Raw genomic sequence first — 25,755 nt, forward strand, 5'->3', positions numbered from 1 at the left:
TGGATTTCTCTCGAACAAAGATATCGATTATATCATTTCAAGTCCATAGTCTTTCTTCTGTTTAGCTCGACATTAATTGCGTTTTGGGTCCCGATTTTCACATACTCCTACATTAAAAAATGTGGAATTAATTTAGAAAATGGAAATAAAGTAAGATAATAGTACATTTTAAACCTGTGGCATGTCTCATGGGAGCGCTACAGATACATAAAGAAACAAGGAGGTTTGAAAATGACTAATAAAAGGTTTTCTTTTAAGCCCTTATCACTTTTGGTAGTTTTAGCAGTATTTCTATCCACATTCTGCGCAGCCTTACCGTCAGTAAACGCAGCTGCTAGAGGGGCATGGGCTCCAAATACGGCATATGCAGTAAATGACACAGTAACCTATAGTGGAAGCACTTATACCTGTCTTCAGGCACATACTTCTCAAGTAGGTTGGGAACCGTCCAATGTCCCTGCTTTATGGCAGAAAGGCGGTAGCGGCGGAACTACGCCACCAACCACACCACCGGCAACGAACGGAGTAACATTCTATGCAGATATAAACTATGGAGGAAAAGCAGTGACACTCGGGATAGGCAATTATACACTGTCTCAGTTGAACGCAAACGGAATTCCGAACGACTGGATGTCGTCCCTTAAGGTTCCAAGCGGTTGGACGGTTGAAGTATATGAGAATGATAATTTTGGAGGAACCAAGTGGACCTTCACTTCAGATTCTTCCTGGGTTGGCAACACGATCAATGACAAAATGTCATCGGTCAAAATTTATACGGGTTCACCTCCTCCTACAGTAACAAAGCCTGCCGAGGTTCCAAGCCATATATGGACATATGTTATGAATGCGGACAATGCCTATGGGAAAGACGGAGATTTTGCTTTATTGCTAAGTGCCGTTATCAAAAAGGAAAGCAGCTTTGGAGCAGGTTTACCGGGTAATCCATCGGCCGGCGACGGTTTAATGCAGGTAGAACCAAACACACGCAATGCGTATTTATCTCAATTCAGCTCAAAATTTGGCCGTGCGTATAATCATAGCAGTGAACAAGATCAGGTATATCTGGGCGCGTTGATTTTAAATGAGAAGATTACGAAGTTTGGAAATATCTACAACGGATTATTACACTACAACGGTGGAGATAATTGGTATCCGGGAGCTACGGATTCTTATGGCCGTCCGATTCTGGCAGATCAATATGCAGATGCAGTGTACGCTACTTATAAGGGCTATGGCGGTAAGAATTAAGGGGTTACATTGATGATGTAAATTGAAAAATAGCGAGACGTGAAGGATTTGCTTGTTGAGTGGAGGCGGCTAATTTAATTAGAAAGGGCATGAGTTGCCAAGCAGATCATTGCTTGCATAACCTATGCCCTTTTTTATTTATCAGGTTTTTTTCGAAGAAAGATCGAGGAAAGATCGAGGGAAAACCTTCTATCAATAGTAAGTATTCGTCCCATGTGGAGTGCCTAATATTGATGGTTCGCAAAGGAATAGATGAGATGCGACAGGTAGTATTCTTTTGTCAAAACTGAGCCAATTTAGTGCCGGATCATCACATGAATCCATGAATCGAGAGAACGCCCCATCAACTTCAGAGGCGTTCTCTTTTAATGTAGATACTTTTCAAAAAACGATTTTCTGGACTTGATATGTCGGTCGAATTATACAGGAGCATCCTCCATGTATATCAAAAAGATTCATCCCGTATATGTTTTTCATATTTTTATTATAGATAGCCGCATGCTAACATATACAAATGCAGATTGAGGGGGGACTGTTATTCAGTTTCCGATTCATGGTTTTTATCCATTCGATATAGGTGGTCCTAAATGTTAAAGAAGTCAGCGTTTCCATTACTACTGCTCAACATGTTTCTCGCTAATCTTAGTATGGGTCTTGTCATACCAATCATACCGGAACTTCTTGAGCAGTTTAGAGCGAACGGATCTCCAACTTGCTCGCAGCGTTCGCGGGCGATCTAACTTTATTATTCGTATCACGGTTAATTGGCGGAGTAGGCTCAGCAGCCTTAATCCCGTCCATTATTGCTTATATTGCCGACATTACAGCAGATGAGCAGCGCAGCAAGGCCATGTCATGGTTAGGTGCGTCGATGACATCCGGGTTTATTATTGGTCCGGGTGTCGGCGGATTGCTTGCGGAATGGGGCATTAAGATGCCCTTCTATGTATCCGCATGCGTAGGGCTGCTGGCCATGGTTTGCAGTCTATGGGGATTGCCTGAATCGCTGTCGGCGGACCTTCACCGGATGCGTCGTCAAGTGAAGGAGAAGAGGGAAAATGTATTCCGGCAAATCGTGCTTTCGGTTCGGTCTCGCTATTTTGTCCTGTTGCTCATTGTGTTCGCCATGACCTTCGGTTTAACGCATTTTGAAGCGATTTTCCCGCTTTTTGTCGTACAAGTCTACGGATTCACGACGCGTCAAATCGCTATACTGCTTACCGTATGTTCGCTCATCGGCACGTTGAACCAACTGCTGTTCACCGACCGGATCACACGACGATTCGGAGAAAAACGAATCATCGTTGCCATGCTATTGTTATCCGCAGTATCCCTTGTATTCTTATTATTCTCCGGCCATTTCTACTATGTCATGGTAGTTACGATGTTGTTCTTTACGTTCAATAATATATTGCGTCCCACGATCAATACGCTGCTGTCCAGAGTGGCCGGGGATGAACAGGGATTTGTTGCAGGGATGAATAACGCTTATACGAGTCTCGGTACGATATTTGGACCGATGCTGGCAGGTATTTTGTTTGAAGTCCACTTTAACTTGCCCTATCTGTTTGGCGGATTCGTACTGCTAGTGAGCAGCATTTTCACGGGAAGTCGATTGAGAAGTATGCTATCTGTTCAACGCGGCTGATGTGCACTCATCCTACACAATTACTGAATTTAAGAAAAAGAATGCCCCGGTGAGGGCATTCTTTTTTAGGCACCAAGGAACATGTTCATGTCATCTTCCACATTGGTAATGCCGCCGATACCGAAGTTTTCCACGAGGACTTTGGCAACGTTAGGCGACAGGAATGCGGGGAGCGTAGGGCCCAGATGAATATTTTTAACGCCAAGATACAGCAGGGCAAGCAGCACGATCACCGCTTTTTGCTCATACCAGGCAATGTTATAGGAAATCGGCAAATCATTAATATCCTCAAGGCCGAATACTTCCTTCAGCCTCAATGCAATCACGACGAGGGAGTAAGAATCATTGCATTGACCAGCGTCCAGTACCCGCGGAATGCCGCCGATTTCGCCTAGATCCAGTTTATTGTATTTGTATTTGGCACAGCCTGCCGTTAGAATGACCGTGTCTTTTGGAAGTTCAGCCGCAAAATCGGTGTAATAGCTGCGGGATTTCATCCGTCCATCGCAGCCGGCCATGACGAAGAAGCGGCGGATCGCCCCGGATTTCACGGCATCGACGACTTGATCGGCCACATTCATCACAGCGGCATGAGCGAAGCCGCCGATGATCTCACCCGTTTCAAGCTCCGTTGGAGCGGGGCATCCTTTCGCTTGCTCGATTAGTAGGGAGAAGTCTTTGGGAGCACCGTCTGTTCCTTCTGGAATATGGCGGACACCCGGAAACCCCGTGTTGCCTGTTGTATAGATACGGTCCTTATAACTGTCTTTCGGCGGAACGATACAGTTGGTCGTCATTAATATCGGTCCGTTAAAGGCTGCAAATTCGCTATTCTGCTTCCACCACGCATTCCCGTAATTGCCTACAAAATGCTCATATTTCTTGAATGCCGGATAATAGTGGGCAGGCAGCATTTCACTGTGCGTGTACACGTCCACGCCGGTTCCTTCCGTCTGCTTCAGCAGCTCCTCCAAATCCTTCAGATCATGGCCGCTGATGAGAATGCCGGGCCGGTTGCTTACCCCGATATTGACCTTCGTAATTTCCGGATTTCCGTAAACCGAGGTGTTCGCTTCATCCAGCATCGCCATGGCGTTTACGCCGTATTTCCCGGTTTCCATCGTCAAAGCGACCAGATCCTGCACTTCCAGGCTGTCGTCAAGCGTGGCGGCAAGCGCACGGCGCATAAAACGGTTTAATTCGTGATCATCCTTCTCCAGATGCAGCGCGTGGTACGTATAAGCAGCCATCCCCTTCAAGCCGTACGTAATCAATTCGCGCAGCGAGCGGATGTCTTCATTGCGGGTCGAGAGGACACCCACCGTACGTGCTTTTTCATCAAAAGCAGCTTCGTTATCCGCTTGCCAGACGGCAGCATCAGGGAGATTGGCGGTTCCTTCCGGATATTGTTCGTTATAATAGGTGCGCACCTCGCCGCGGAGCTCGATCGCTTCCCGGATTCTTCCCACAAACACCTCGCGGTCAAAGTTGGCGTTCGTAATCGTTGCAAACAAGGAGTCCATCATAAACAGCGATACGCGCTGTTCAAGCACCTCCGGCAGCCGGACATCCAGACTGAGAAAAGAGATGCCTTTCAGCAGATAAATCAGCAAATCCTGCAGGTTTGCCACATCATGCGGTTTGCCGCATACGCCGACAATGGTGCAGCCTGTTCCTTTGGATGCTTCCTGACATTGAAAGCAGAACATGGACGGCTGATGCTGTAAGGTCTCTTGGGCGTTGTTATTCATAATTTCTCCTCCAATTTCGTGATTATTTGTCGTAAGGTCAGTATAAGATTGCCTCGCAATTGGACTGTTGAAGACAGTATACTTCGCTCCCACAACCGACATAGTGATTGGAATCACAATTTCTTGAGTAGTGAGTTTAATCACAAACCCGGTCCGTTTCTTCTTTTAAACTGGAATTAATGACCTAAGAAGAAATGAGGAGAGAACATGTCGATTTTACCTCAAAAGAATGAACTGGGATTTTTCGAGATCCGTCTCGAATCCATCGGCGGGCTTGGCGCCAATCTGGCCGGAAAAATGCTGGCCGAAGCCGGGGTTACCGGCTCCGGACTTAACGGCTCGAATTTTTCCAGCTATGGTTCGGAGAAAAAAGGGTCGCCGGTGAAGAGTTTCGTAAGGTTCTGCGATTCCGAGGTGGAAATCCGCGATCACAGTCCCATTGAGCAGCCGCATGTCGTCGGCGTATTTCATGAAGCATTGTATAAGACGATCGATGTCATAAGCGGATTACGGCCTGATGGAACGGTGCTTGTGAATACGGCGCGAGCGCTGTCCGAAGTGGCCGTTGATCTGAACATGACCCAGGGAACGCTGGCCGTCGTTGATGCGCTGAACATTTCCGTTGAGGAAAAAACCAAAGTGAATACGGCCATGCTGGGGGCATTGTTCCGGATTTGCAGCTTCCTGAACCCGGACGATATGCGGCAGGTGATCCGCACAACATTTGAGAAAAAGCTGCCCCACCTCGTGGAAGCGAATGTGAGGACCTTTGACAGAGGATATAACGAAGTCCGGTTCCTTTCCTTGGGAAACGGATCAGAGCTTATAGACCGAATCGCTTTCGCAAGGCCGCAGCCGATTCTTGGATATGAAACGCAGGAGCTGGGCGGGATTCTGAACGTTACGGCGAACAGTGTCCTGAAGGATCTTAGCGGCTCTCGGCAGGGATATTTGCCAGAGTACAAGATCGAGGACTGCATTCACTGTGCCGCCTGCGATACGGTATGTCCGGATTTCTGCATCGTGTGGGAGACGAAGCCGGATAAGCGCGGGAATATGCAGATGTTTATGAAAGGTATCGATTATCAGTATTGCAAAGGCTGCTTGAAGTGTATCGAAGCTTGTCCGACCACCGCTTTGGCTGCCATGTTAGAAGAGCCGCATTATGCGGAGCAGCACCGTGTGCCGCAAATTTTTCCCTATTTAACCGCGGAGGGAGTCCGATCATGAATATGCAAATTCAAGAAACAACGGAGAACAAGCTGGCGGCTGCTCAAACGGAAGTCTTCGAATCGGGCAACGAAATGGCTGCCATGGCGGCTGCCCAGATTAACTATCACATGATGGGTTATTTTCCGATTACGCCTTCTACGGAAATCGCCCAATATCTTGACATGATGCGTACACGCGGCGAACATGACATCAAGCTCATTCCAGCTGACGGCGAACATGGATCGGCGGGGATTTGCTACGGTGCGGCCGCAGCCGGAGCACGGGTATTCAATGCTACCAGCGCGAATGGTTTCCTGTATATGATCGAACAGCTTCCTGTGCAAGCGGGCACACGTTTCCCGATGGTCATGAATCTGGTGACGCGTGCAGTCAGCGGACCGCTGGATATTCGCGGTGACCATTCGGATCTTTACTACGGCCTGAACACCGGCTGGGTGATTTTGAGCGCCCGTTCACCGCAGGCAGTGTATGACATGAATATCATGGCGCTGCGAATCGCTGAACATGAAGACGTACGCCTGCCGGTCATTGTAGCTTATGACGGATTTTTTACATCGCACCAGAAACGCCGGGTACACATATTTACGAACCGGGAAACCGTTCAGGGATTTGTAGGGGAACAGGCGCCTGAATATCCACATGTGCTGGACGAGAACAACCCGATCGTTGTTGGGGCTTACATGAACGGCGACGATTTGATGAACAACCACTTCCAACAGTCAAACGCCATGTATCGTGCGGGCGAGGTGTTCAAGGAAGTGGCAAAGGAATACGCAGCTGTATCCGGAAGATCCTATTCGCCGCTTGATCTGTATCGCATGGAAGATGCAGAGGTGGCTTTATTCCTGCTCAATTCGGCGGCCGAATCCTCCAAAGACGTCGTGGATCGGCTGCGGGCGAAAGGAATTAAAGCGGGCATAATCAGCCCGAATATTCTCCGGCCGTTCCCGGCAAAAGAAATCCGCGAAGCGCTTATAGGTGTCAAAGCACTGCTGGTTGGCGAACGTGCCGATTCTTACGGCGCACACGGGGCCAATCTGACCCATGAGGTCAAAGCGGCCCTCCAGGAAATCCGTGGTCCGCAGCCTATTGTGCTGTCCCGCATATTTGGTCTTGGCGGGAAAGACTATTACGCGGATGACGCGGAAGCCTTTTTTGCCTCGACGATCGAGGCCATGGAGCTCGGTTATGCCAAAGCGCCGTTTGATTATTACGGCCAAACACCGGGAGCTGAGGAGCAAAGGCTGGAGCCGGTCATTGCCCCGATGAATGGAGACAGCTTTAAATCTGGCCTGATCACCGTAAAGGTGGATGAAGGGACAAGTAAACTAGCCGTTAAAGTACCGCCGATGCGTGCGCTTGCCGCGAAACCGAAACGGTTTGCTTCCGGTCACGGAGCTTGCCCGGGCTGCGGTATTTTCCCGGCGCTGGAGCTCTTTTTCAAAGGGATTGAAGGCCATGTCGTTACGTTATTCCATACCGGCTGCGCCTATATCACAACAACGGGTTATCCGTATAACTCGCATAAGCAGAGCTTTATTCATAATTTGTTCCAGAACGGACCGGCTACTTTATCCGGCACGGTAGAAGCGTTCCTTGAGAAGAAACGCCGCGGGGAAATCGAAGTTCCTGAGGATTTCACTTTTGTGATGGTGACCGGCGACGGCGGCATGGACATCGGGATGGGCTCGGCCATCGGGACGGCGCTGCGGGGCCATAACCTGATTATTCTGGAATATGATAATGAAGGCTACATGAACACCGGTGCACAGCTTTCGTATTCTACGCCATTAGGGCATATGACCAGTACGTCCGGAGTCGGCAAACAGCAGCAGGGCAAAGCGTTCCATCATAAAGATACGGTGCAAATGATGGCGGCGGCACATATTCCATATGTATTCACGGGGACGGAAGCATTCCCGCAGGATCTTGTGAAAAAGGCGGCGAAAGCGCAGTGGTACGCTCAGAATGTAGGTACCGTCTACGGCAAGCTGCTGATCACATGCCCGCTGAACTGGAAATCGAGCGACAAGGATGGGGAGAACATCGTCCGCGCGGCCGTGAATTCAAACTTCTTCCCGCTGTATGAAGTGGAGCAGGGAGAAACGAATATTACGTACGATCCTGAAGCGAAGAAAAAACAGGTGCCGCTCAGCGACTGGCTGAAATACATGGGCAAATCAAGACATCTGCTCAAGGAAGAAAACAAAGAAATGCTTGGCGAATTTGAAAAAGAAGTGGAGCGGCGCTGGTCGATTCTGAAAGCGAAACACGAGAACCCGCTGCTATAAAATATTCAAATTAGCATACCAGGTTTAAACAACGGAGCGGGTATTGTCCCGCTTCTTTTTTTTTTGATTAGGTATGGGCGTATCGTTATGACTATGGAGAACTATAACCCAAAAGGTGCTTTTTAAGTTATAATAATTAAAAATTTGTGAAAAAACGGTGGGAGGGTTGATCATGCAGAGATCCTGGTACAAGCGTCTATTGCTCTCCTATATGCCTATTTTTGTCATTGTGATTACCTTTATATTTTTTGTTTTCTTCCAGCTGTTCAGCGAACAGAGCCGGCGGGAGGCGCTGAATGCCAATAAATCGCTTTCCTTGCAAGCGATGCGCATGGTGGACACGTCCCTGAAGGTGATCGACAATATGATCGTTCTCGAGAGCATCAACAGCAAGGCTTTGAATGATTTTTTCAAATCATCTGCCGTTGGCGATCCCTATATTAATATTCAAGCTGTTCAGAAGCTCAAGGAGATTATTAATTATTATCCCTTGATCGATTCGATTTATCTGGTGAGGAATTCGGACGGCTATGTGCTCAGCAATGCCACCAATGGATACGTAAGTACATATCCGGACCATGAATTTATTGAACAATATCAAGTATCGAAAACGCCGAAATGGACAGGCGCGAAAAAATTTCGAACAATTTAAAATGAAGGGCGGCAAACAGGTGGTCAGCCTGGTCAGAGGATCGCCTTACATGAAAAACGACTTAGGCATGATCGTTGTCAATGTGAGCACGGAATCCTTGAACAAGCTTACCGAAGAGATGCTGGATTCCAACATGAGCTTCATTCAGGTTCAGGATACCTTCGGAAATCATTTGTTCGGCACCAAAGCGGATCGTCCGCCATCCCAAGTCAATTCCCAGTATGTATCAAGCTATACGAATTGGAACTATGGAAGCGGTTTGTTGAACAACGGTTTTGTAAGCGCTATCTCTTATCTCTATAATCTTTGGTTTATCATAGGTCTTGGCATGATTGCCATCGGCTTCCTATGGATGATTTATGTTTCCAGGCGAAATTCCAAGCCAATTGAGGAGATCGCTGCCCGTTTCAGCAGCTATTCGCTTCCGGTGGTGAGCAGTAACCGACGTAAGGGGAAGCTGGATGAATTCGCATTTATCGAATCCGCCTTTGACAACATACTGGAACAATCCAAGGAATATCAGGAGAAATACCGGGAGGATCTCCATGTCAGGACCCGGTTTATGTTCCGCCAGCTGATCGAAGGGGACTCGCCTCTATCTGTATCCGAATGGAAGTCTGAAGCGGCTCGACTGAATTTGCCGCTGCCACTGGATCGATATCGTATGCTCATCCTGGAGATTGATAAGTACGGGGATTTCTGCCGGGATTATTCCAAGACCGATCAAGATCTGCTTAAATTCACTCTGCGGACGGTCGTGGATGAGATCGCTTCGAAATGGGACTGCCGGCTGTGGTCGGAATGGACATCACCTTCCAACCTGTCCATTATTCTGTTTGAAGAACGGGATCAGGACAAGTTTGAGGAGGCCGTACTGGTTCCGATTGCGGAACAACTCCTGGCATGGACGCACCAAAACTTGAAATTTACAATTACGATGGGAATGGGTCGGTCGACGGATCAGATTGGCGATATTCCGCAATCCTATAAAGATGCGATGCAAGCCTTAAAGTATAAAATCGTGCTCGGTGAGAATCGTTTGATCCGCAGCGAGGATATTTCGAGACATGGCATTGTCGAGGTCTATACGCATTTAGGTGAGATTCGTGCCATCATCCAGTCCTTCAGAATGCAGAAGGAGCAGTGGAGCGAGGATTACGATCAATGGTTTGAACAGCTGAAGAACAGCTTCTTGACCAATGATGAAATATTCAGCCTGATGAATTATCTGGTTTATTACACCGGCCGCGAAATGTCGGGACTCGGCAAGGAAATCTACAACAAGTGGATACAGGAAGGATTGCCGAAGCTGACGGTTAAGGTGGATAATTCCCATTCCCTGGAACAGCTGAGACAGGAAATTAAACAAGTGCTGACGGAGCATTATGAACAGATGAAGCAGATTCATAATGACAACCAATACTCCAGCATCATTAGAAACATATGCGATTTAATTGAGTATGACTATGCGAATCCGGATCTGTCCCTTGAAATGCTGGGCGATCGGTATCAGCTGAACGCCAAATATGTGAGCAAATTGTTTAAGGAAAATACCGGACAAAGGTTCGTTGATTTCCTGATTGATATCCGTATGAAGGAAGCGAAGCGGCTGCTGACGGAAACCGATTATTCCGTGCAGGAGATCGCAGAGCGGGTCGGATATGCCCATGCTATTTCGTTTACCCGCGTTTTCAAGAGGACGGCTGGAGTTACCCCGGGCGAATACAGGAATGGCCGGAAGGCCAAGGAACCGGGAGAAAATGATTCAGCAGTAGAAAACGGTTAAGGCGGCGATCATGGATCGCTGCCTTTTTTGATTGAGAATGAACCCGCTGTTAAGGCGTTCCGTCCGCCTTGCATGAACCCTGATTCGCTTTCGATGAGGAGGCCCAGGCGAAAACGGTTAGTCGTTTTTATTTTTGTTTCTTGTTGCCGGATGACATTGTTGTATACACTCGGTTTACATCGCAAGGACCTGAAAGTAGGAGTGGACGAAAGGAGCTAACCCGCATGCCGAGACTGAACGCTAGGCTTCAAACCGAACCAAGCCTGGAACCGAAACCTCCCATAACATTGAAAGCGCTGCCAGAAGTGAAGAAAGGAAGGTCCAGAGGAAAACAAATTAAGCGTCATTGGCAGTTGTATCTCGTTCTCTTGTTACCCGTGCTTTATTTGATTATTTTCAAATACATACCGATGGCCGGTATTGTAATCGCATTCAAGAATTATAACGTCATCCAGGGAATCTGGGGCAGCGACTGGGTCGGGCTGAAATATTTTCGCCAGTTCTTCGATTCGCCGAACTTCTGGCTCTACATTAAGAATACGCTTGGCATTAGCTTCTACGGATTGATCGTAGGCTTTCCCGCACCGATCCTGCTGGCACTCGCGCTGAATGAAATCCGCAACGGCCTATTCAAGAAGACGGTACAGATGGTTTCATATGCCCCTTATTTCATATCTACGGTGATCATGGTTTCGATCATTATCGTCAACTTGACGCCAAATGTGGGGATGATCAGTAAATTTTTCGAGATGTTAGGTATGAGTAACACGAATTTTATGGGTATACCGGGCCTGTTTAAGTCCATTTACGTCTGGTCCGATGTTTGGCAATTTACAGGTTACGGAGCGATTATTTACATCGCGGCACTGTCCGGCGTTAACCCTGAGCTGTACGAATCAGCCAAGGTAGATGGCGCGTCCCGCATCCAGAAGATTCTGAACATCGATATTCCAAGCCTTATTCCCGTATCGGTCATTCTGCTCATTCTCAATCTGGGCAACATCATGAAGCTAGGATTCGAGAAAATATACCTGATGCAAAATCCGCTTAATTTAAGCACGTCGGAAGTCATATCCACTTATGTGTACAAGGTTGGTTTGCTGGGCTCCAGCTTCAGCTTCTCAACGGCGATCGGTCTCTTCAACTCGGTCATCAATCTTATTCTGCTGGTGTCCGTCAATTACATCGCCAGAAAGCTGTCGAACAGCAGCTTGTGGTAGGCCTGTTCTACGCAGCCAGTAAACAATAGCAACTTTGGAAAGAGAGGAGACCCTATGTTCAAAAAAGCCGCTATACGTGAATCGAAAGGCGACCGCCTCTTCATGTTCTTGATCTATCTGTTCTTGACCCTGGTTCTTATTGCCGTAGCTGTACCATTAATCTACATCGTAAGCTCGTCCTTCAGCTCGCCTCAGGCGGTTACATCGGGCAAGGTGTGGCTGTTTCCCGTAGATTTTACGCTGGACGGTTACAAGGCGGTATTCAATAATCCGCAGATCGGCGTCGGCTATCTGAATTCCCTCTTTTATACCGTTGTCGGCACCCTCATCAATGTAACGCTCACGATTATGCTGGCTTATCCGCTGGCGAAGAAGTCGCTTTACGGCCGCAATTTCTTCATGGTTCTGCTGGTGATCACGATGATGTTCGAAGGAGGACTGATTCCTTATTACCTCGTCGTAAAGAATCTCCATCTGCTGGATACGCGGTGGGCCATGATTTTACCGGGGGCACTGGGGGTATTCCAGGTTATCGTTGCCAGGACGTTTTTCCAAACCACGATACCCGATGAATTGGCGGAAGCCGCGGAGCTGGACGGATGCAGTGACATCCGGTTCATATTCAGCATTGTCCTGCCGCTGTCCAAACCCATTATTGCGGTCATGACCTTGATGTATGCAGTCGGGCATTGGAATGCTTATTTTGATGCACTGATCTTCTTAAGGAGTCCTGACTTGTTCCCGCTTCAAATCATTCTCAGAAACATTCTAATTCTGAATTCAGTCGATGCTTCCATGATGGCGGATGTGAGCCAGATGCAGGCGCAGCAGGGGCTCAAGGATTTGCTGAAATATTCCTTGATCGTTGTTGCCAGCTTGCCTGTGCTTATCATATATCCTTTCGTCCAGAAACATTTTGTCAAAGGCGTCATGATCGGCTCGCTAAAGGGCTGATCATGACAGAGCGATCATGGTTTCAAGGAGGTGAGGCCGTACATTATTCAGATACGGCAAAAGCTGGTGGAGACAAAAGCATAGGAAAGGGCCAAACGCCCGAAATACGGATGATAAACGGGGGGTATATTCGATGGAAAAGAGCATGAAGAAGAAAAACTGGCTAGGTGTCATTAGCTGCCTAATGGCTTGCATGCTGCTGCTTAGTGCCTGCGGCGGAACCAATTCCGGCAATCAGTCAACTGGCAAGACGGACGACAACGGTGCTGCCAATGAAGATTTATTTAATGCCGTTGGTTCCTATCCGATCGTGAAGGAGCCGATGACCATTAAAATGTTCGCGCCTCAGTTTGCGTCAATCGAAAACATGGATACCAACCTATTTACCAAACATCTTGAAGAGAAGACGAACATCAATATCGCTTGGGACCTAGTACCGGAAAATGCTTTGAACGACCGCAAGCAGCTCATGCTGGCCGGCGGCGATTATCCTGAAGTCATTCTCCAAGCGAATTTGACCAAGGAAGAGCAGATGAAGTATGGGTCGCAGGGCGTGTTTATCCCTCTGAATGATTTGATAGACCAATATGCACCCAATATCAAGAAAGCGATGGAGGATATCCCATACATGAAAGCCTCCATCACGACTCCGGACGGCAACATCTATGCATTGCCGCAGGTCAATGAATGCTACCATTGTGACAATGCGCTCAAAATGTGGATCAATAAAAAATGGCTCGATCAAGTGGGACTGCCTGTTCCAACGACCACTGACGAATTTTATACTGTGCTGAAAGCGTTCAAAGAGAAGGATCCGAACGGCAACGGCAAACAAGATGAAATCCCGCTGACAGGCTCGGATGAAATGTGGGCAGGCAACGTCTCCGCCTTCCTGATGAACTCGTTTATCCTTGATGATTACGTCGACAAGGGTTCGGGTACGTTCCTCCGCGTCATGGATGGCAAAGTTGATTTTACGGCAAACAAAGAAGAGTGGAAGCAAGGCCTCCTTTATCTGAATCAATTGTACAAAGAGGGATTAATTGATCCCGCAGCCTTTACCCAGAATGCCGATGCGGTTCAGCAAATGGCCAACCGGGAACCGGACAATATTATGGGTACGTTATCAACTGCTTTAATCAGTTATGCTTACAGCATGGATGATAAGGCGCCGCGTCATAAAGATTATGTTGCCCTGCCGCCGCTGAAAGGCCCGAATGGTGTGCAGCAGACGCTGAATTTTGCGGGAATCGGTGTCTCGCAATTTGCGATAACGAATAAAGCGACGAAAGAGCAGCAGATTGCCGCCATCCGGTTAGCGGATTATATGTATACGGAAGAAGCGATCGTGTTGCAGGAACATGGCCCTGAAGGCAAAGGTTGGAAGAAAGCTGAATCCGGAGAAAAGGGTATGGATGGGAAGCAGGCTAAATATACAGCTATTCCTATCCCCGACAAAAAGCCGACGCATAATGACGGTTGGGAGCAGATCGGTCCATCACTGAGAACCTACGCTTATCGTGCGTCCTGGACAGCTCCTCAGGATCCGCTCGCTCCCGATGGATACGGTACCCGTCTGAATCAAGTCTCCGAGGAATATGAACCGTATCAATCCAAGGAGCAATATCCATCGGGATTGTTCATCGCGCTTGAAGATGCCGAGCTCGTAGCTCAGATCAAGACAACGCTTGTCGACTACGTGAAATCCAATATGGCCCAGTTTATTACAGGCTCCAAAGATATTAACAAAGAATGGGATGCATATGTGAAAGGGCTGGATGGCATGCAGCTGAACCAGTACCTGGAAATCTATCAAAAGGCATTGGATGCCGGAAAATAATGCTAAATCGGTTCCCTGCGCACGGGTCTCCCTTGCGCAGGGGATCATCATTTTCATAGAAAGCAGGTGTGTGATTCAATGAATGAACTTGCAAAGCCATCTCCGCAGCAGCTGGCATGGCAGGATATGGAGCTGGGTATGTTCTGCCATTTCGGTATGAACACGTTTTGCGATCAGGAGTGGGGAGACGGAACGGATTCGCCGGAGATCTTCAATCCAGAGCAGTTGGATGCCCGGCAGTGGGCCAGGACCGCAAAACGCGCAGGCTTCAAGTATCTGGTATTGACCGCAAAGCATCATGACGGGTTCTGTCTGTGGCCGACGAAAACGACCAATTACTCCGTGAAGTCCAGCCCATGGAGGGGCGGCAAAGGGGATGTCGTCCGGGAAGTTGCCGATGCCTGCAGAGAGGAAGGGCTCCAGTTCGGATTATATCTGTCCCCCTGGGATCGGCATGAACCTTGCTATCCCGATAAAGAGGCTTATGACGATTTTTACGCGGAGCAATTAACGGAGCTTCTGACCGGGTATGGACCTTTGGTCGAAGTATGGTTCGACGGAGCCGGTTCCCAAGGCAGGGAATACGATTGGAACAGAATCATCGGTCTGGTGGATCAATACCAGCCGGATGCGATGGTCTTTAATATGGGGCGCCCAACGATTCGCTGGGTAGGGAATGAAGACGGCGTTGCGCCTTATCCGTGCTGGAATACGGCCACCACGGCGAAGGAGAGCATGTTCACCAGCGATATGATGACCTGGATGGAAGGGACTCCGTCTTGGGTACCGGCCGAATGCGATGTTCCGATCCGCAAGCTTCACTGGTTCTGGCATCCTGACGATGAAGCAAGCTTAAGAAGCCTGGAGGAAGTATTGGATATTTATTACCGCTCGGTCGGCCATGGCGCTACGCTGCTCTTGAATATATCCCCGGACAACCGCGGGCTGCTGCCTGAAGTGGATGTGGAGCGCGTCATCGAATTCGGAGATGAAATCCGCCGCAGATTCGGACAGCCGGTTGGCCAAACGAGTGGAGAAGGAACCGAGCTGCTGCTGAAGCTGGATTATATTCAGCCAGTCAATCACGTCATCATCATGGAAGACATTGCTCATGGGGAGCGTGTGCGTGAATACGTACTCGAAGCATACAGTCAAGGCGAATGGAAAGAGCTAGTGCGTGGAAGTGCGATCGGGCATAAAAAAATCGACCGTTTCGACACCGTCGAAACCGATCAATTGCGGGTTCGTATTCTTTCCAGCGTGGAGCAGCCTTTGATCCGCAATTTGGCTGCATATCACGTGGAATGAAATTAGTAAAACCAAGAACAGACTGCCACGGCAGTCTGTTTTTTTGTTATTTAATGTTACGGGTTGTTTTTTGGCAGGGGTTTATTCATACTGAATAAGATATGCAGATTGACCCCGCGCCCCTCAGGGTTTGAAAACATAGGAGGAACCATGTCCTGGAGCAAATTGAAACAACAGCTGGAGAGTTTTCTCAGTCCTGCATTAGCCGGAAGAGTTGAATATCGCGCAACCGGTTATCGTTATTTACCTGATAAAGCAGGGCTTTGTTATATATCGGTAGATAAAAAGAACGTACTCCATATGAGTGATAAAACCAACTCCATAAGGTGGTATCAGACGGAGCTGGAAATTAAGAATGATCCCCATATCCAAATTCCGATCAGCGACGATGAATTGGAAGCCGTCAGAAAGGAAACCAAAGGGACCGTTCCAGAAGATCGTCTCAACGTCATTGCAAGAAATAGAAAAGTATCGGTCCTCGCAAAAGAGCTTTTGTCAGCACAGGCTGCATTAAGTAAATCCAATTTTGTCGCTACGGCGAATAAGTTCTTATCTACTTCTATAGAAGAAAGCATGGAGAGCGATGATATCTTATTGAATATTCTAGCTTTGGTGGACAGACGAGTTGGCAAAAAGCGGATTGTAAACATGGCAGACAGGATGAAGCTAAAGCATCCGATTGTGCAATATTTTTATGAACTGCGGCGCCGTGCGTGATGAGCATGAATCATTTTCGTTGAAAGAATCATATTGCACTTGTGGAAGAGAGGGAATATCATGTCTGAACAAACAAAGTCGGAAAGAGTTCATCAGGTATTCGAAAAGATATCGGATCAATACGATTCGATGAACTCGGTGATCACTTTTAGGAGACATATCGCATGGCGCCATGATGTTATGATACGGATGAATGTGAAAGAAGGTAGTAAAGCTCTTGATGTGTGCACGGGAACCGGAGATTGGGCGATTGCTTTAGCAAATGCTGTTGGAACGCATGGAGAAGTCATTGGATTGGATTTTAGCCAAAACATGCTGAAAATAGCACAAGATAAGCAGGAGCAACAAGCTTTAAAGCAGCTTACCCTTATTCAGGGAAATGCCATGGAGCTTCCTTTTGAAGATGATTCATTTGATTATGTAACCATTGGTTTTGGTTTAAGAAATGTACCCGATTATTCAACCGTGCTGCGGGAGATGTATCGAGTAACGAAACCGGGCGGACAAGCCGTTTGTTTAGAAACATCCCAACCCACATTAATCGGTTATCGACAAGCTTCCCTCTTTTATGTTCGCTATATCATGCCCTTGCTTGGAAAGTTTATTGCCAAAAGTTATGAGGAATACTCATGGTTACAAGAATCGGCCCGTCATTTCCCCAATAAAAATGTGCTGAAACAAATGTTTTTGGAAGCGGGATTTTCCAAGGTGGATGTAAAAAGCTATAGCGGCGGTGTCGCGGCAATGCATATGGCGATAAAATAAGGTTCTGCGATTAACATATACTGCCGTTTGATTTACGCTGCTTAAACATGCTATAAGTGAAGAAAAAGCAAGGACCTGAACAGGTTGTATTTACTATTTCGGGATAAAGATTATTCCTGGTATGTATAGAGGAGTTTTAATATGAAAGACAATTTTTGGCGTGATTTACCACGGCCTTTCTTTATACTGGCGCCCATGGAAGATGTGACGGATGTTGTGTTTCGCCATGTCGTAAGTGAAGCAGCCAGACCGGATGTGTTTTTTACGGAGTTTGCGAATACCGAGAGCTATTGTCACCCGGATGGGAACCACAGTGTGCGCGGACGTTTGACTTTTACGGAGGATGAACAGCCGATGGTAGCCCATATCTGGGGAGATAAGCCGGAATACTTTCGTCAGATGAGTATCGGCATGGCGAAAGAAGGGTTTAAAGGCATCGATATTAATATGGGATGTCCTGTAGCGAATGTAGCCGAGAATGGGAAGGGAAGCGGGCTGATCTGCCGTCCCGACATCGCAGCGGACATTATACAGGCCGCCAAAGCCGGGGGATTGCCCGTCAGTGTAAAAACAAGGCTCGGTTTCACTGCCGTAGACGAATGGCGCGACTGGTTGACCCATATTTTGAAGCAAGACATTGTGAACCTGTCGATTCATCTTCGGACAAGAGAGGAAATGAGCAAGGTCGATGCGCATTGGGAACTGATTCCGGAGATTAAGAGACTTCGTGATGAGGTGGCGCCCGATACACTGCTGACCATTAACGGGGATATTCCTGACCGTCAGACCGGCCTGAAGCTCGCTGAACAATACGGTGTGGATGGCATCATGATCGGGCGCGGGATTTTCCATAATCCATTCGCTTTCGAGAAGGAGCCGAAGGATCATAGCAGTGAGGAATTGCTTGGTCTGCTGCGGCTGCATCTGGATCTCCATGATCAATATTCGGCACAGATGCGGCGCTCCTTCAGCGCACTTGTCCGCTTCTTCAAAATTTATGTCCGCGGATTCCGAGGGGCAAGCGAACTCCGAAATCACTTAATGAACGCAAAGTCAACAAGTGAAGTTCGTGCGCTGCTCGATGAGTTTGGAAGCAAGCATTCTGATGAGGCAGATGAACGAGGAAATTAAATGGACAGGCTGGAGAACACCAGCGCTTCAGGAGAACAAATAACACTTTTGGAAAACATGGCCGACTTGGCTGTGTTTTTTCTTTTGGACAATCTCAGCCGTCATGCTTGCTATAGCTTTTAGCTATAACTAGTTATGAGATTTTGGTATGCCTTATAACTCTGCTCGTCGTGATATGATATCGCTATACAACGAGGGGGTTATGTACATGACTGATAAGTTCCAGATCGTAGGAAGTTTGTTGCGGCCCGAAGAGCTGCTGAAATATAAAACGCAAATTGAACATCGTGATGATATCCAATATCCGTTCTATGATAGCTTCGAAGGGTATGCCGAGTGCGAGACCGAGGCGATCAAACAGGTCGTGAAAAAGGAAATCGAGCATAACCTGTCGGTTGTTACGGACGGCGAATTCTCCAAATCGATGTGGCATCTGGATTTTGTATGGGGCTTTGACGGAGCCCAGCGTTATATCGCGGACCATGGCTACTTTTTCCGGGATGTGGACGGAACCTCGAAATATGAAACGCGCAAAGATATCGGCCTGCGCATTACAGGCAAACTGAGCGGAAAGAATCATCACTTCATTAAGTTGTTCAAACAGCTGCAAGAAACGGCTGGCGATCAACCAACGAAGCTTTGCGTACCGTCTCCTTCCCATATCTACGGTGAACTTTCCTGGTCGGATAACATTGGCGGCACGGATGCGGTTTATCAGAACAAACAGGAGCTCAAAGCGGGCCTTGTGAGCGCGTATAAGGAATTCGTGGCGGAATTCGCTGCGGCTGGCGGTAAGATTCTACAATTTGACGACTGCCTGTGGGAGCTGTTTGCAGACGACAACCCGAACTCTCCGTTTACAGGGGAGCATATTAATCAAGCGGAAGTTCAGGGTCTCGCCACCGAGTTTATTGAGATTAACAATACCGTGATTGACTTCGGTCATAGCCTCGGCTTGAAAATGTGGACACACAACTGCCGCGGGAACTATGATTCCCGCAACATGGGCGGCGGATCTTATACGAAAATCGCCAACCTGTTCCTGAAGCAATTGAAATATGATCGCTTCTTCCTGGAATGGGATGATGATCGTGCAGGTTCGATTGAAGCACTGGAGGTTTTCAAGGACAGACCGAAGACGGAGATTGTTCTGGGCCTGCTGTCTTCCAAAACCAATACGCTGGATGATGAAGCACGCGTCATCCGTCTGCTGGACGAAGCATCCAAAATCATTGATAAGGATCGTCTGCTGCTCTCGCATCAATGCGGCTTTGCATCCTGCGATGGCGGGAACGAGCTAAGCGAAGCCGAGCAATGGGCCAAAATCGATCAAGGTCAACGGATTGCCAAGCAATACTGGAATAACTAAATTCGGATAAACATCATTATGAGCTAAAAGGGATGACTCAAAGGGCCGCTAATTGACCCCGAGAGTCATCTCTTTTTGTATGCAGCCTTTTCCGCCGTTCAAAGTAGTAGCCTAAGCTTATCAAGAAGTTATATACTTCCAGGAGAGCCTGTGCAAATCGGTTACGCAGAAATTTTGATCGGTTATTTAGAACATGAGGGGAGAGGAAATATTGACATATAATCATGATCTGATGAACAAAGAGCAATTGCTCATGGAGCTGGATTCGCTGGGTTACTCGGACAGGATGAAGCGGATGGCGCTTCTGGGGCGCCAGCATAAAGGAGATGCGGATTATTCCGCGCTGCTCGTATCCTTGCTCGAAAGCGGCACCGCCTATGAGGCGCATCTGGCTTTGACCGGTGCCGACGTCGTGCATGATGCTCGTGCGGTTTTGTTAGCCCTGAAGCATGCTAAGGCAGGCGTCAGAGGCCGGGCGGCTGGATTACTGCCAGAAGTGGTGACAGATCCGGGCTTTTCGGTTGAATCCGAAATCGTTCTGATGTCGCATCATTGCCGTCGACAATTGCTGCGGAGCATCGTGAGTACATATCGTCAGGATTGGGCGGAACGGCTGCTGCCGCTCGTGCTTGACCGGTGGGGGGCACAAGAAGCTTCTTTATTATTAGCCGTGTGCAGCGAAGAGACGGTTCGCAGCAGGCTTCCGGAGCTGGGATATGCGTTACGCAATTGGCGGCTCCTAACGAGGCACTATCCCGATCTGGTTGCAGCGTATGTCAAGAATGCTTTGCAGAACGCAACGCATCGGGAAAAGGTCACTGTATGGTGGACGCTCTCATCGGCGATTGAAGTACTCAGTGTTACAAGACCGGCAATCGTGTTGGAATGTGCGATTACGCTTGGGCCGACGGATATGATTCATCCTGTACTCAAGCAGCAATTGGGCATTCTGATTCAGGCCAGCCCTGAGGGCGTATTCGAGCTGCTGACACGCGAGGAGACACGGGAATATCTTCTGAATCACGGCGTTCCGGAAGGCGTGTTGAAGAAGAGAAAATGGTTCACCACAGCGCAGTGGACCACGCTGACGACCTTGCTCGCAGATCAGCCCGAGCATCTGGCCAAGGTGCTGGATACCCTTGCGCCGTCTTATCGCGAAGCGATGTTTGATGCCGCTTATAAGGAAGACGAGCGGAAGACGCGCATTTTCCCGATGCCGCTGCTAGATGTACTGCCGCACCGGCTGCGCGACAAGGAAGCTGCCCGCATGCTGGAGCTGCGCGACATTCGTGACCATCGGGATGACATGCTCAGAACGACGGCGCGCCGTTTCATTGGTAACGCCAGGGAGAAGCTGGAGCAAGCCGTCCAAGTGTCTAATAGCGATGAACGTGCTGCGGCCTATGCCCACCTTGTTCGGAGTACGGCTCTATCCCGAAGCGGAATGGATGAGACGCTGCGCTTCCTGACTCGAATCAAGAACGACCAGGATCCGGTGCGCTGGCAAGTGATGGTTGAGCTCTCGAACTGTCCTGCTCCCATGTTTAAGGAAGAGCATGTGAACGATCTGACGGTGCTGGTGGATAGCGTGGTGGAAGCCAGGGACACTTCGTACGGGACAAGGTCCGCCACGGAGAAGCTGGCTTTTGCTATACTGCGTGAACATGCATGGGAGCCGAAGGGCGAGCTGTTCAAGTTCGCTTTGCGAACGTTTGGAAGATTGACGATGCGGGACGGTCAGTTTGCGCTCTTCTCGATGGATTGGGATAGCATACCAAGTTCCGCACTGGAAGCGTTGTTCGATGAAATTTATGCTTTTGGCGTAGAAGCGAACAAACGCGAAAACGTCAATGTGGTCCTGCGAATGGCTGATCTATTCGGAAAAGCCGTGGATCGACTGCCGAAGCTTCAGCTTCTGCTGGAGGAACTGCTGCAGGCTAAGACGGTATCGCCGCAGGCAGTCCATTATTGGCTGGCACCGTATAGAACCCGGGATGCGAGGGTTAGGGAACTGCTGGACAGAGACCCATCCTTCATCTCATTCCACGACGTATTCATGCATCTGCATCTGAAGCGTCAGGAGTGGTTAGACCCGTTCATCTCGGGGACAATCATCGATGGCAAGCATTTATCGGGAAAAACGATTTATGTTGTGCCCGCCCATAACGGGTTTCACCGGTGGCTGCCGCGCCAGCAAAAGGCATTAGCTTCCCTTCTGGAACGGGTGGCATTGGATGCCAAACGAAGCTTCCATGAACGTGCGGCGGCGATTCGAAGCTTGGCCGTCATGCCGGATTATCTCTCCGATCAACTGAAGATCCTGCTGCAGGTTCAGGAAGTGCATGTTGTTGAGGCGGCACTCTACGCCTATTCGTTATGGGAAGAGCCGGAGAAGGCACTTCCTGTATTGCTGGATAACCTGGATGGAGACCGTGCTCGGGTCGCCATGTACTCGATCCCCAGATGCATGCGCAGGGTGAGCCCGGATTTGTTAACGTCCATGCTGTCGGACCTGCTGAACCGGGAGAAATTGAAAATCACGGTCAGAAAAGAGGCCATCCGGCTGCTGGGGGCTTATAAAAGCAGTGAGGGCATGGCGCTGCTCATCCGTGAATTCGAGAAACCGAATGTACACAAAGACGTGATGATCGCCATAGGACACGCTGCCAGACAATGGCTCGATGACGAACGCAGTTGGACCCTGATGCGTGCCATGGCTGCTTCATCGCAGCGCGATATCGCAAGAAGCCTGCTTAACCAGTATGCTGGCGGACTTCCGGTGGAGGCTCGGCCAAGGTATTTGCAATTGATTATCGAGATTGCAGGGCATGCCGATCCCGTTGTGGCAAGAGAGGCTTTCCAAGCCATGAGCCGTTGGGTGAATGGAAGTGAGGAGAAGGTAGCGGCTTCCGCCAGCCGAGCAATTCTTGATTTGGAGGATAACGCCAGATGGAAGGCGGCGATGGATACCCTCATTGTGGCTTGCCGTGACGGGAAGGTGAATGAGCAGGTCATTGATGTTTGCACACATTTGGCGGACACGGAGACGAAAGCCGAGTGGAATGCTGCACCGGAGAGGGACCTCCCAGAGCGGCAGCGTCTGGTGGCATTGATTGACAAGCTGACCTCGTTGCCTCACCATGCAAGGCGGATGCTCGTTCCTTTATATACGGGCATGATCGATGCTCTTAAGTCCAAAGAAACCATGAAACCCGCCGTGATCAAGTTATATTTGGCGATGGTTGAATGGAGCCAGGCGGATCAGGCGGCCCTGCATGTGGACCCTGTAATTCAAATGGTGGACACTCAACCACATCTGCTGGATTACGTTTACAGACAGATCGCTCAGGCAGCCAATGCCAGCAAGGCGTATTGGAGCCCGGAGGCGATGCTGGAGCTGGTGGATTATTTGAGAGATCAGCAGTCGTTTGCGGCCCAATATCTCGGTCTTTCTTTGCTGAAGGTTGCGGGGACAGCCTTATTGTGGAACCAGGCTTGTACCGACCGTTTGAGAGCATACCGGAAGCATGAACATGAGGTAATCCGTCTGGCGGCACTGGATATTTGGACCGTGCTGGAATGAGGGGAGCGAGGCGATGCTATATTTAAGTAATTTCAAACTCTCTTCTACCATTTCGAGCAACCCGAATATTTATCCCGATCATGTGTTCAGGCACATGGCAGGGGAGGTTCTGCTGTTTGATCGAATCACGGTATTATACGGCAGTAATGGCTCCGGCAAATCCACCTTGCTGAATCTGATCGCCAACAAATTGGGTATTGCGGGCGCTGAGCGAATGACAAGTTATGGTCATAACGCGTACGCGCAGCGGTTTATCGAGGAAAGCAGCTATCAGCTCGGGCATGATGAACAGGAGCGTCCCCTATATAAGCTTCCCGACGGGAGCCGGTACATCAAGTCAGAGGATCTGTTGTATGAAATCAAGAAAATACAGCAGGAAAGCGTGCTTCGCGAAGGGCTGCTGCATGAGCAGCTCGTTCAGGGAAAAAGCAAGGCCGAGGTAGAAGAGCTGGAGCAGTCGTATGAATTCAAGAAGAAGATGGGCATTATTCAATTCGCTCAGGAGAAGTATTCGAACGGGGAAAGCTCGATGCAGTTTTTTGAGGAATATTTGCTTCCCGGGAAACTGTATTTATTGGATGAACCGGAAACGTCGCTTTCTCCTCCGAATCAAATCAAGCTGGCCGAGCAAATGAACGATTTGGCGCGTTATTTCGACAGTCAGTTTATTATTGCTACGCATTCTCCTTTTGTCCTGGGTACGCTTCATGCGAAGATCTACAATCTCGATGCCAAGATGTTGCAAACGGCCGAATGGTTTGAGCTGGACCATGTACAATTCTTTTATCGATTTTTCCATAAACATCAAAGATTGTTTGAATGAATAGGTTTGAGTTTCCGGAAGAGGTATCCTTCGAGTAAGGATATCTCTTTTTGGTATGGGGCTCTCACTAGGAACCTCCTCGACTCAGGTATTTAAATATGCCACAATAAAAGATCAGGGCCACAGGGATATGGACTCTAGGCACGGACAATGCAAGCCAAGATCACTTACCAATTTGCGTTCCAATAATTTATCGTTGAAGGCGAGAAGACTCCCTCCTCAAAAGCGTCAGTTTTAGGTGGGAGATGAATCGCTATCTTTTTGTATTCAGAACCGAACATATGTGCTAAAATAATTGAAAGAAACGGAGGTGTATGGCATGCTCTTCCATAAATCGTACAAGTATCGGATCTACCCTAATCGTAAACAGCAGCAGTTGATCCATCAGATGTTTGGATGTTGCCGTTTTGTGTTCAACTATTTTCTGGGACAATGGAAAGATACGTTTGCCGCCACGGGCAAGGGCTTGTCATACAATGCTTGTGCCACACAGCTTCCAGATCTAAAGCAAGAACATCCTTGGTTGAAAAAAACGGATAGTATTGCCCTACAATCGGCTGTTCGGCATGTAGCTGATAGCTTTGATCGTTTTTTCAAGAAGCAGACGCAAGCTCCACGTTTCAAAAACCGTAAACATCCGGTGCAAAGCTACACGACCCGATACACCAATGGAAATATCGTTGTGAATGGAAGTAAGCTGAAACTCCCCAAGCTGGGGTGGCTACGGTTTGCAAACTCTCGCCAGTGTGAAGGACGCATTCTCTCGGCTACGGTGCGGCGAAATGCAGCGGGTAAGTATTTTGCTTCGCTCGTCTGTGAAGTTGAGATGGAGCCCTTGTGGGATAACGATAAATCGGTAGGGATCGATCTCGGACTTAAAACGTTTGCGGTAACCTCCGATGGTATGAGGGTTTCTCATCCGAAAGCCTTGAGCCAATATGAAAAAAAGTTGGTATGCTGGCAGCGGAGGTTGGCCCGGCGTAGGAAAGGCGGTTCCAATTGGCAAAAAGCTAAACTGAAGATCGCCCTGATTCATGAGAGAATTACGAATATCCGCCATGACTTTTTGCATAAGCTGTCCACAAAGCTGATTCGTGAAAACCAAACGATCAGCATCGAGGACTTAAAGGTGTCAAACATGCTCATGAATCACAAGCTGGCCAAATCTATCGCCGATGCGTCCTGGAGCGAGTTCAGAAGGCAACTCACATATAAAGCGGAATGGTACGGGCGCACCCTCAAGATTGCGGATACGTTTGCTCCGACAAGTCAAACCTGTCATGTATGTGGAGCGCTACATCGTGAGGTTAAAGATCTTTCGGTACGGCAATGGGAGTGCCCATCCTGCAAGACCCTCCATGATCGGGATGTAAATGCAGCCCAAAACATTAAGGATGTTGCCATATAGATCGTAATATCGTTGAGAACTGTGGGAA

18 protein-coding genes are annotated in these 25,755 nt (G+C 48.6%); 17 read left to right on the forward strand and 1 reads right to left on the reverse strand.

What is annotated here, in order from left to right:
- Positions 1–231: 231 nt before the first annotated feature.
- Positions 232–1,248 carry a carbohydrate-binding protein gene (locus P0X86_RS05585; protein WP_277748019.1) on the forward strand — a complete coding sequence of 339 codons (1,017 nt, stop codon included), beginning with the start codon at positions 232–234 and terminating at the stop codon, positions 1,246–1,248.
- A 712-nt stretch (positions 1,249–1,960) separates the two neighbouring features.
- Positions 1,961–2,896 carry an MFS transporter gene (locus tag P0X86_RS05590; RefSeq protein WP_347177534.1) on the forward strand — a complete coding sequence of 312 codons (936 nt, stop codon included), beginning with the start codon at positions 1,961–1,963 and terminating at the stop codon, positions 2,894–2,896.
- Positions 2,897–2,961: 65 nt separating this feature from the next.
- Here P0X86_RS05590 and hcp read toward each other — a convergent pair whose 3' ends face one another.
- Positions 2,962–4,647: a hydroxylamine reductase gene (gene hcp, locus P0X86_RS05595; protein ID WP_277748020.1), complete on the reverse strand. Its 1,686-nt coding sequence runs from the start codon at positions 4,645–4,647 to the stop codon at positions 2,962–2,964.
- Positions 4,648–4,854: 207 nt separating this feature from the next.
- Here hcp and P0X86_RS05600 point away from each other — a divergent pair, with 207 nt between their 5' ends.
- The 15 genes from P0X86_RS05600 to tnpB all read left to right on the forward strand — a co-directional run bounded on the left by P0X86_RS05600 (position 4,855) and on the right by tnpB (position 25,727).
- Complete coding sequence (locus tag P0X86_RS05600; protein WP_277748021.1) at positions 4,855–5,877, forward strand: 2-oxoacid:acceptor oxidoreductase family protein; 1,023 nt, start codon at positions 4,855–4,857, stop codon at positions 5,875–5,877.
- A complete protein-coding gene (locus P0X86_RS05605; RefSeq protein WP_277748022.1) occupies positions 5,874–8,171 on the forward strand; it encodes a thiamine pyrophosphate-dependent enzyme in 2,298 nt (765 codons plus the stop codon). Before P0X86_RS05600 ends, P0X86_RS05605 begins: the two co-directional genes overlap by 4 nt.
- Positions 8,172–8,343: 172 nt before the next feature.
- Positions 8,344–8,823, forward strand: coding sequence for a hypothetical protein (locus tag P0X86_RS05610; protein WP_277748023.1), 480 nt, complete (start codon positions 8,344–8,346; stop codon positions 8,821–8,823).
- 49 nt (positions 8,824–8,872) lie between these two features.
- Positions 8,873–10,609, forward strand: coding sequence for a helix-turn-helix domain-containing protein (locus P0X86_RS05615; protein WP_277748024.1), 1,737 nt, complete (start codon positions 8,873–8,875; stop codon positions 10,607–10,609).
- Positions 10,610–10,833: 224 nt separating this feature from the next.
- Positions 10,834–11,829, forward strand: coding sequence for an ABC transporter permease (locus P0X86_RS05620; protein WP_277748025.1), 996 nt, complete (start codon positions 10,834–10,836; stop codon positions 11,827–11,829).
- A gap of 54 nt (positions 11,830–11,883) precedes the next feature.
- Entirely contained in the window at positions 11,884–12,783 is a 900-nt protein-coding gene (locus P0X86_RS05625) for a carbohydrate ABC transporter permease (RefSeq protein ID WP_012819147.1), read from the forward strand.
- A gap of 133 nt (positions 12,784–12,916) precedes the next feature.
- The gene (locus tag P0X86_RS05630) at positions 12,917–14,623 is read left to right on the forward strand and encodes an ABC transporter substrate-binding protein (protein WP_277748026.1); all 1,707 of its coding nucleotides are present in this window, start codon (positions 12,917–12,919) and stop codon (positions 14,621–14,623) included.
- 78 nt (positions 14,624–14,701) lie between these two features.
- Positions 14,702–15,931: an alpha-L-fucosidase gene (locus P0X86_RS05635; RefSeq protein ID WP_277748027.1), complete on the forward strand. Its 1,230-nt coding sequence runs from the start codon at positions 14,702–14,704 to the stop codon at positions 15,929–15,931.
- 150 nt (positions 15,932–16,081) lie between these two features.
- Entirely contained in the window at positions 16,082–16,648 is a 567-nt protein-coding gene (locus P0X86_RS05640) for an SF0329 family protein (protein WP_277748028.1), read from the forward strand.
- A 60-nt stretch (positions 16,649–16,708) separates the two neighbouring features.
- Positions 16,709–17,413, forward strand: a complete 705-nt coding sequence (locus P0X86_RS05645) for a demethylmenaquinone methyltransferase (protein ID WP_277748029.1) — start codon at positions 16,709–16,711, stop codon at positions 17,411–17,413.
- Positions 17,414–17,554: 141 nt separating this feature from the next.
- Positions 17,555–18,544, forward strand: coding sequence for a tRNA dihydrouridine synthase (locus P0X86_RS05650; protein ID WP_213580299.1), 990 nt, complete (start codon positions 17,555–17,557; stop codon positions 18,542–18,544).
- A 208-nt stretch (positions 18,545–18,752) separates the two neighbouring features.
- Positions 18,753–19,913 (forward strand): cobalamin-independent methionine synthase II family protein, encoded by a 1,161-nt coding sequence (locus tag P0X86_RS05655; RefSeq protein WP_277748030.1) that lies wholly within the window; start codon positions 18,753–18,755, stop codon positions 19,911–19,913.
- A gap of 211 nt (positions 19,914–20,124) precedes the next feature.
- Positions 20,125–23,496 (forward strand): HEAT repeat domain-containing protein, encoded by a 3,372-nt coding sequence (locus P0X86_RS05660; RefSeq protein ID WP_277748031.1) that lies wholly within the window; start codon positions 20,125–20,127, stop codon positions 23,494–23,496.
- Positions 23,497–23,509: 13 nt separating this feature from the next.
- The gene (locus P0X86_RS05665; RefSeq protein WP_277748032.1) at positions 23,510–24,319 is read left to right on the forward strand and encodes an AAA family ATPase; all 810 of its coding nucleotides are present in this window, start codon (positions 23,510–23,512) and stop codon (positions 24,317–24,319) included.
- 319 nt (positions 24,320–24,638) lie between these two features.
- Complete coding sequence (gene tnpB, locus P0X86_RS05670) at positions 24,639–25,727, forward strand: IS200/IS605 family element RNA-guided endonuclease TnpB (RefSeq protein ID WP_277748033.1); 1,089 nt, start codon at positions 24,639–24,641, stop codon at positions 25,725–25,727.
- The last annotated feature ends 28 nt before the right edge of the window (positions 25,728–25,755 follow it).

This window comes from Paenibacillus sp. BR1-192 (assembly GCF_029542445.1).
GTDB classification, from domain to species: domain Bacteria; phylum Bacillota; class Bacilli; order Paenibacillales; family Paenibacillaceae; genus Paenibacillus_AQ; species Paenibacillus_AQ lautus_A.

Excerpts from the sequence above, each read along its gene's own strand:
- P0X86_RS05585 (WP_277748019.1), top strand. The coding sequence starts at position 232 with ATGACTAATAAAAGGTTTTCTTTTAAGCCCTTATCACTTTTGGTAGTT.
- P0X86_RS05635 (WP_277748027.1), top strand. The coding sequence starts at position 14,702 with ATGAATGAACTTGCAAAGCCATCTCCGCAGCAGCTGGCATGGCAGGAT.
- P0X86_RS05600 (WP_277748021.1), top strand. The coding sequence starts at position 4,855 with ATGTCGATTTTACCTCAAAAGAATGAACTGGGATTTTTCGAGATCCGT.
- tnpB (WP_277748033.1), top strand. The coding sequence starts at position 24,639 with ATGCTCTTCCATAAATCGTACAAGTATCGGATCTACCCTAATCGTAAA.
- P0X86_RS05630 (WP_277748026.1), top strand. The coding sequence starts at position 12,917 with ATGGAAAAGAGCATGAAGAAGAAAAACTGGCTAGGTGTCATTAGCTGC.
- P0X86_RS05620 (WP_277748025.1), top strand. The coding sequence starts at position 10,834 with ATGCCGAGACTGAACGCTAGGCTTCAAACCGAACCAAGCCTGGAACCG.
- P0X86_RS05605 (WP_277748022.1), top strand. The coding sequence starts at position 5,874 with ATGAATATGCAAATTCAAGAAACAACGGAGAACAAGCTGGCGGCTGCT.
- hcp (WP_277748020.1), bottom strand. The coding sequence starts at position 4,647 with ATGAATAACAACGCCCAAGAGACCTTACAGCATCAGCCGTCCATGTTC.
- P0X86_RS05655 (WP_277748030.1), top strand. The coding sequence starts at position 18,753 with ATGACTGATAAGTTCCAGATCGTAGGAAGTTTGTTGCGGCCCGAAGAG.
- P0X86_RS05640 (WP_277748028.1), top strand. The coding sequence starts at position 16,082 with ATGTCCTGGAGCAAATTGAAACAACAGCTGGAGAGTTTTCTCAGTCCT.
- P0X86_RS05650 (WP_213580299.1), top strand. The coding sequence starts at position 17,555 with ATGAAAGACAATTTTTGGCGTGATTTACCACGGCCTTTCTTTATACTG.
- P0X86_RS05615 (WP_277748024.1), top strand. The coding sequence starts at position 8,873 with ATGAAAAACGACTTAGGCATGATCGTTGTCAATGTGAGCACGGAATCC.
- P0X86_RS05625 (WP_012819147.1), top strand. The coding sequence starts at position 11,884 with ATGTTCAAAAAAGCCGCTATACGTGAATCGAAAGGCGACCGCCTCTTC.
- P0X86_RS05665 (WP_277748032.1), top strand. The coding sequence starts at position 23,510 with ATGCTATATTTAAGTAATTTCAAACTCTCTTCTACCATTTCGAGCAAC.
- P0X86_RS05610 (WP_277748023.1), top strand. The coding sequence starts at position 8,344 with ATGCAGAGATCCTGGTACAAGCGTCTATTGCTCTCCTATATGCCTATT.
- P0X86_RS05645 (WP_277748029.1), top strand. The coding sequence starts at position 16,709 with ATGTCTGAACAAACAAAGTCGGAAAGAGTTCATCAGGTATTCGAAAAG.